Annotated in this window: 7 protein-coding genes; all 7 read left to right on the top strand. The window is 72.2% G+C overall.

All coding sequences use genetic code 11. The features are described 5' to 3' along the window. The first annotated feature begins 229 nt into the window (after nt 1–229). The 7 genes from ruvC to ACFV61_RS22740 all read left to right on the top strand — a co-directional run bounded on the left by ruvC (nt 230) and on the right by ACFV61_RS22740 (nt 6,786). The gene (gene ruvC / locus ACFV61_RS22770) at nt 230–772 is read left to right on the top strand and encodes a crossover junction endodeoxyribonuclease RuvC (RefSeq protein ID WP_380344285.1); all 543 of its coding nucleotides are present in this window, start codon (nt 230–232) and stop codon (nt 770–772) included. Next, nucleotides 769–1,380, top strand: coding sequence for a Holliday junction branch migration protein RuvA (ruvA, locus tag ACFV61_RS22765; RefSeq protein WP_363372787.1), 612 nt, complete (start codon nt 769–771; stop codon nt 1,378–1,380). Before ruvC ends, ruvA begins: the two co-directional genes overlap by 4 nt. A 46-nt stretch (nt 1,381–1,426) precedes the next feature. Beyond that, nucleotides 1,427–2,503: a Holliday junction branch migration DNA helicase RuvB gene (gene ruvB / locus ACFV61_RS22760; protein ID WP_063346807.1), complete on the top strand. Its 1,077-nt coding sequence runs from the start codon at nt 1,427–1,429 to the stop codon at nt 2,501–2,503. Between the two features lie 259 nt (nt 2,504–2,762). Further along, on the top strand, nt 2,763–3,170 hold the full coding sequence (gene yajC, locus ACFV61_RS22755; RefSeq protein WP_063346806.1) for a preprotein translocase subunit YajC: 408 nt from the start codon (nt 2,763–2,765) through the stop codon (nt 3,168–3,170). Between the two features lie 146 nt (nt 3,171–3,316). After that, nucleotides 3,317–5,107, top strand: a complete 1,791-nt coding sequence (gene secD, locus ACFV61_RS22750) for a protein translocase subunit SecD (protein ID WP_063346805.1) — start codon at nt 3,317–3,319, stop codon at nt 5,105–5,107. Between the two features lie 4 nt (nt 5,108–5,111). Then, nucleotides 5,112–6,209: a protein translocase subunit SecF gene (gene secF / locus ACFV61_RS22745; RefSeq protein ID WP_380344278.1), complete on the top strand. Its 1,098-nt coding sequence runs from the start codon at nt 5,112–5,114 to the stop codon at nt 6,207–6,209. Between the two features lie 25 nt (nt 6,210–6,234). Then, nucleotides 6,235–6,786 (top strand): adenine phosphoribosyltransferase, encoded by a 552-nt coding sequence (locus ACFV61_RS22740; protein ID WP_063346803.1) that lies wholly within the window; start codon nt 6,235–6,237, stop codon nt 6,784–6,786. The last annotated feature ends 170 nt before the right edge of the window (nt 6,787–6,956 follow it).

The raw sequence follows: 6,956 nt of genomic DNA, 5'->3' as shown, positions 1-6,956 counted from the left end.
CGAAAACACTGGTGTTTTGGGGGGTTGGTTTTTTTTTATACGACCCCGGCTCGCCGCCTTGTTATCTTAAACCCCCCCGGGCGGGGGGCCCCCCCCCCCCCCGGGCCGGTGTCTTTGCGGGCGCTGTCGGACCCGGACGGTAGCCTTCGCAGGTCGCCCGCCGTGGGCCGGAGGGCCTGCCCGGGCCGGAGCGCCCGGAGGCGAGCGGCGATCAACGAGAGGCGGGGCTGTGGTACGGGTACTGGGCGTCGACCCGGGGCTGACCAGGTGCGGGATCGGCGTGGTCGAGGGTGCGCCGGGGCGGCCGCTGCGGATGGTCGGGGTCGGCGTGGTGCGCACCCCCGCCGAGGAGGAGATCGGGCGGCGGCTGCTGCTGGTGGAGCAGGGCATAGAGGCCTGGCTCGACGAGCACGAGCCGGAGCTGGTCGCCGTCGAGCGGGTGTTCGCCCAGCACAACGTCCGGACGGTGATGGGCACCGCCCAGGCCAGCGCGGTCGCGATGCTCTGCGCCACCCGGCGCGGCATCCCGGTCACCCTGCACACCCCGAGCGAGGTCAAGGCCGCCGTCACCGGCTCCGGCCGGGCCGACAAGGCGCAGGTCACGGCCATGGTGCAGCGCCTGCTGCGGCTGGACGCCCCGCCCAAGCCCGCCGACGCCGCCGACGCGCTGGCGCTGGCCATCTGCCACATCTGGCGCGGCGGGGCGGTCAACCGCCTGGAGGCCGCGGTACGGGCGGCCCGTGCCACCCCCCTGAAAGGAAGCAGCCGGTGATCGCCTTCGTGCAAGGGCCCGTGGCGGCCATCTCCTCCGGACTCGCCGTGGTCGAGGTCGGCGGGGTCGGCATGGCCGTGCAGTGCACGCCGAACACGCTGGCCGGGCTCCGGCTGGGTGAGCCCGTCCGGCTCGCGACCTCGCTGGTGGTCCGGGAGGACTCGCTGACCCTGTTCGGCTTCGCGGACGACGACGAGCGCGCCGTCTTCGAGATCCTCCAGGCCGCGCCGGGCGTCGGCCCGAAGCTGGCGCAGGCGATCCTCGGGGTGCACAGCCCCGACGCGCTGCGGGCCGCGGTGGCCGGCGGCGACGAGAAGGCGCTGGTGGCCGTGCCCGGCATCGGGAAGGCGAAGGCCGCCAAGCTGCTGCTGGAGTACAAGGACAAGCTGGGCGCCCCGCACGGCGCGGTGCCGGCGCAGAAGCCGATCGCGAGCGGTCCGGCCCCCTGGAGCGAGCAGCTGCACTCGGCGCTGACCGGTCTCGGCTACGCTCCGCGCGAGGCGGACGAGGCGGTCGTGGCCGTCACCCCCGAGGCGGAGGCCCAGCAGACGCCGGACGTCGGCGCACTGCTCCGGCTCGCCCTGCGCGGCCTCAACCGATCCCGCTAAAGCCATCTGGCGATCTGTCCTCTTGTCGACTTTGGAGCATGTGCTGATGAGTCCGTACGACTCGGACCCGGGCGACCGGCTGGTGACGGCCGCCGCCGACGGGGAGGACCAGGCGGTCGAGGCGGCGCTGCGCCCCAAGCTGCTGGACGAGTTCATCGGTCAGGAGCGGGTGCGCGAGCAGCTGTCCCTGGTGCTCCAGGCGGCCCGCAAGCGCGGCAGCGCGCCCGACCACGTGCTGCTCAGCGGGCCGCCCGGGCTGGGCAAGACCACCCTGTCCATGATCATCGCCGCCGAGCTGGGCGCCCCGATCCGGATCACCTCCGGCCCGGCGATCCAGCACGCGGGGGACCTCGCGGCGATCCTCTCCTCGCTCGCCGAGGGCGAGGTGCTCTTCCTCGACGAGATCCACCGGATGTCCCGGCCGGCCGAGGAGATGCTCTACATGGCGATGGAGGACTTCCGGGTCGACGTGATCGTCGGCAAGGGCCCGGGCGCCACCGCCATCCCGCTGGAACTGCCGCCCTTCACCCTGGTCGGCGCCACCACCCGGGCCGGCCTGCTGCCGCCCCCGCTGCGCGACCGCTTCGGCTTCACCGGGCACATGGAGTTCTACGCCCCGGCCGAGCTCGAACGGGTGGTGCGCCGCTCGGCCACCCTGCTGGACGTGGAGATCGACCCGGCCGGCGCCGCCGAGATCGCCGGCCGCTCGCGGGGGACGCCGCGCATCGCCAACCGGCTGCTGCGCCGGGTTCGCGACTTCGCGCAGGTGCGGCACGACGGCCAGGTCACCGTCGAGATCGCCGCCCGGGCGCTGGACGTCTACGAGGTGGACGCCCGCGGTCTGGACCGGCTGGACCGCGCGGTGCTGACCGCGCTGCTGCGGCTGTTCGGCGGCGGACCGGTCGGTTTGTCGACTCTTGCGGTCGCGGTGGGGGAGGAGTCCGAGACGGTCGAGGAGGTGGCGGAGCCCTTCCTGGTCCGCGAGGGCCTGCTCGCCCGGACCCCGCGCGGCCGGATCGCCACCGCGGCGGCCTGGCAGCACCTCGGGCTGACCCCGCCGATCCAGACCACCCGGGGCGCCGTGCCCGCGCAATCCGAACTCTTCCGGGCCGACGAGGGCTGAACGGGTGATCGCCGCCCGACGGTTCCCGGGAGGCGTCCGATGCACCGCCCCGGTGAGTGGCCCGGGTGCGAGCCGGGGGCGAAGTCCGGGGAAACTGTGCAGGCGGAGGGTCGCCACTTTCGGCGGCAGGATGCGATGCTTGGCGTTGTCCGATCAGTTCGGGGTCGCCTAGACTCCGCCGGACCGCCCCGCTCACCTGACGGGCCGACCAATACCACACAGGCCGCCGGTCGGCGGCCCGTAAAGGACCCTGGCTGCAGTGAACTTCATCATCCTTCTCCTCCCGATCATCGCGATCGTGCTCATGTTCCGGTCGCAGAAGAAGCGCCAGTCGCAGATGCAGCAGATGCAGACCTCGCTGGAGCCAGGGGCGGGGGTGCGCACCATCGGTGGCCTGTACGCCACGGTGAAGGCGATCAACGAGGAGACCATCGAGCTGGAGATCGCGCCCGGCGTGGTCACCCACTTCACCAAGAGCGCGATCGCCGCTGTCCTGGAGCCCCAGGAGTACGACGCGATCATCAACGGTCGCCCCGCCGATGACGAGCTGGCCGAGCCGGAGGCCGAGGACACCGACGCCGAGCCGGTCGAGGACAAGCCGCTGACGCTCACCAAGGACGGCGGCGCCAAGGGCGACGTCGAGGGCGGGGCTCCCGCGAGCAAGTAGTACGGTCGGGCACCAGCCCGGCCGCGCGGCCCAGTGCCGCGAGCCCACAGGACCTCAGGGCCGCAGAACCGCCATGCCCCCGTCCCGCCACAAGCCGGACGGGGGTCCGGTTGGGGGAGTGGCATGGACAGGGAGAAACGAGCAAGGTGGCAACACCCAAGTCGCGCCCGCGCGACGGCTACCCAGGGCGGGCGCTGGCCCTCATCCTGGTCGTCACCGTCGGACTGGTCGCCCTCATGTTCGGGACGGGCCACACCAAGCCCCGGCTCGGAATCGACCTCGCCGGTGGCACCAGTATCACGCTGACCGCGAAGTCGACCGACCCCAAGGCGATCACCAAGTCCAACATGGACATCGCCACCGGGATCATCGAGCGCCGCGTCAACGGCATGGGTGTCTCCGAGGCGGAGGTGCAGACCCAGGGCGACAACACGATCATCGTGAACATCCCCAAGGGCGGCAACCAGCAGAACGCGGCGGACCAGGTGGGTACCACCGCCAAGCTGTTCTTCCGCCCGGTCCTCGCGGTGGCGCCCAGCGGCTTCACGCCGCCGGCGCCCACCGGCTCCCCCTCGGCCACCGGCACCCCGAGCGCGGCCCCGTCCGCCGGCTCCACCGCCTCGGCCGGCGCGAGCGCCACCGGAACGCCCAGCGCGAGCGGCACCAAGCAGGGCCGCCCGGCCGGTGAGGCGCTGGCCGCCGACGCCAGCCCGAGCGCCGCCGCCACGGGCGCGAGCACCGCCCCGAGCGCCGCCGCCACGCCGTCCGCGCCCGCCACCCCGCCCAGCGCCGCGGACGTCAGCGCCGCGATGACCCAGGGCACCGTGCCGCCGGAGCTGGCCGCGGCCTTCACCGCCCTCGACTGCACCAAGCCGGAGGTCCGCGCGGCCCAGACCGGCCCCGAGGACAAGGCCGTCGTCGCCTGTTCGCAGAAGCCCGAGAACGGCTACTACGAGAAGCTCGCCCTCGGCCCCGTCGCCGTGAAGGGCTCGGACGTCTCCAAGGCCCAGCCGAGCCTCGACACCCAGACGGGTGCCGGCTGGCAGGTCCAGCTGCAGTTCAACGGCGCCGGCACCGACGCCTTCACCAAGGTCACCGGCCAGCTCGCCACCCAGACCCCGCCGAACAACCAGTTCGCGATCGTCCTGGACAACCAGGTCGTCTCGCACCCCGAGGTCAAGAACGTGATCCCCGGCGGCAGCGCCGTGATCACCGGCCGCTTCAGCCAGGCCGAGGCGCAGGACCTGTCCAACGTGCTGGGCTACGGCGCCCTGCCGCTGGAATTCAGCAAGAGCGACATCACCACCGTCTCCCCGGCGCTCGGCAGCGACCAGCTCAAGGCCGGTCTGGTCGCCGGCGCGATCGGCATGCTGCTGGTGGTGCTCTACTCGCTGGTCTACTACCGCGGCCTCGGCCTGGTCTCGATCGCCGGTCTGCTCGTCTCGGCGGCCCTGACCTACTCGATCATGAGCCTGCTCGGCGCCGGGATCGGCTTCGCGCTGAACCTGCCCGCGGTCTGCGGTGCGATCGTCGCGATCGGCATCACCGCCGACTCCTTCATCGTCTACTTCGAGCGCATCCGCGACGAGGTCCGCGAGGGCGCCCCGCTGCGCCCGGCGGTCCAGCGGGCCTGGCCGCGCGCCCGGCGCACCATCCTGGTGTCGGACTTCGTGTCCTTCCTCTGTGCCGCCGTGCTCTACGTGGTCTCGGTCGGCAAGGTCCAGGGCTTCGCGTTCACCCTGGGGCTGACCACCGCGCTGGACGTCGTGGTGATCTTCCTCTTCACCAAGCCGGTGATCACGCTGCTGGCCCGGCGCAAGTTCTTCGCCAACGGTCACCCGTGGTCCGGCCTGGACCCGAAGCGGCTGGGCGCCCGCCCGCCGCTGCGCAGCAGCCGTCGCCGTAGCCCCTCCTCTGCCGCCGTGAAGGAGGCCTGACACCGTGTCACGCTTCTCCAATCTGGGACACCGGCTCTACCAGGGCGAGGTCAGCTTCGACTTCGTCGGGCGCCGTAAGCTCTGGTACTCCATCTCCGGCGTGATCGTGCTGATCGCGGCGATCGGTCTGTCGATGGGCCTGCACCTGGGCATCGAGTTCAAGGGCGGCTCGGTCTACACCGTGGCCAAGCCGGGGCTGACCGTCTCGCAGGCGCAGGAGACGTCCAACCAGATCGTCTCCTCGCACCCGCTGGTGCAGTCGACCGACAACGGCAAGATCCGCATCCAGGTCAGCACCGAGGAGCCGAAGAGCTCGGACGAGATCCGCGCTCAGCTCTCCGAGAAGCTGGCCGTGCCGCTGGACACCGTCGAGGCCCAGGTGATCGGCCCCAGCTGGGGCAAGCAGATCTCCTCGAAGGCGCTCACCGGCCTGATCATCTTCATGGTCCTGGTGACGGTCTACCTGGCGATCGCCTTCGAGTGGCGGATGGCGGTGGCGGCCCTGGTCGCCCTCATCCACGACCTCCTGATCACCATCGGCGTGTACGCCCTGGTGGGCTTCGAGGTCACCCCCGGTACGGTGATCGGCTTCCTGACCATCCTCGGGTACTCGCTCTACGACACGGTCGTCGTCTTCGACACCGTGAAGGAGAACACCAAGGACCTCACCAAGCAGAACAAGCTCACCTACAGCGAGGCGGCCAACGCGGGCCTCAACCAGACCCTGGTGCGTTCGCTCAACACCACGGTGGTCGCCCTGCTCCCGGTCGCCGCGCTGCTGTTCATCGGTGGCGGCCTCCTGGGCGCCGGCACGCTGAACGACATCTCGCTGGCGCTGTTCATCGGCCTCGCGGCCGGTGCCTACTCGTCGATCTGCGTCGCCACCCCGCTGCTGGCGCAGCTCAAGGAGGAGCAGCCGGAGATGAAGGCGCTGCGCAAGCGGGTCCTGCAGCACCGGGCCGCGGCCGCTGCCAAGGCCGCGGGCGAGGTGCCGGCGGACGAGGAGATCGCGGACGAGGACCTGCCTGCGGGTATGGTCGGTCAGCGCGGCCGGGCGGCCGGCACCACGCGTGCCAAGGGCCGTCCGTCCACCAAGCGCTGAACCGACCCGACCGTAAGGACACGCCGTGACCACCGCCGACACCGCACTGGCCGAGCTGTTGAACAGCCGGATCCGGGACGTCCCGGACTACCCGAAGCCGGGTGTGCTGTTCAAGGACATCGCGCCGCTGCTGGCCGACGCCGAGGCCTTCGGCGCCCTCACCAGGGCGCTGGCGGACCGGGCGCGGGAGCTCGGGGCGACCAAGGTGGTGGGCCTGGAGGCGCGCGGCTTCGTGCTGGCGGCTCCGGCGGCCTTCGCGGCCGGGCTCGGCTTCGTGCCGATCCGCAAGCAGGGCAAGCTGCCCGGCGAGGTGTTCCGGCGCTCGTACGAGCTGGAGTACGGCTCGGCGACGCTGGAGGTGCAGTGCGACGCCTTCGCGCCCGGTGAGCGGGTGCTGGTGGTGGACGACGTGCTGGCCACCGGTGGCACCATCGGCGCCTCGCTGGACCTGGTGAAGGAGGCCGGCGCCGAGCTGGTGGGCGTCGTGGTGCTGATGGAGCTGGGCTTCCTGGACGGCCGGGAACGGCTGGCCGGGCACCTGAACGGCGCTCCGCTGGAGACGCTGGTCACGGTCTGAGGGACCTGAGTGAAGGGGGGGGGGGGGGGGGCTGAGCCGCGCGCCCCCCCCCCGAGCGCGCCGCCGCGCCCGCCCGCCCCCCTCGCCCCGCCCCGCGCCGCCAGTCCAGCACCGGGCCCGGCAGCGCGGCGAGTTGGGCCCGGGTGAGGTCGAACAGGTCGCAGTACTCG

The sequence above is a fragment of the Kitasatospora sp. NPDC059817 genome, from assembly GCF_042731835.1.
Taxonomy (GTDB): Bacteria; Actinomycetota; Actinomycetes; order Streptomycetales; family Streptomycetaceae; genus Kitasatospora.
The sequence above is the reverse complement of the archived record's forward strand: the minus strand, read 5'-3'. Positions and strand labels throughout refer to the sequence as shown.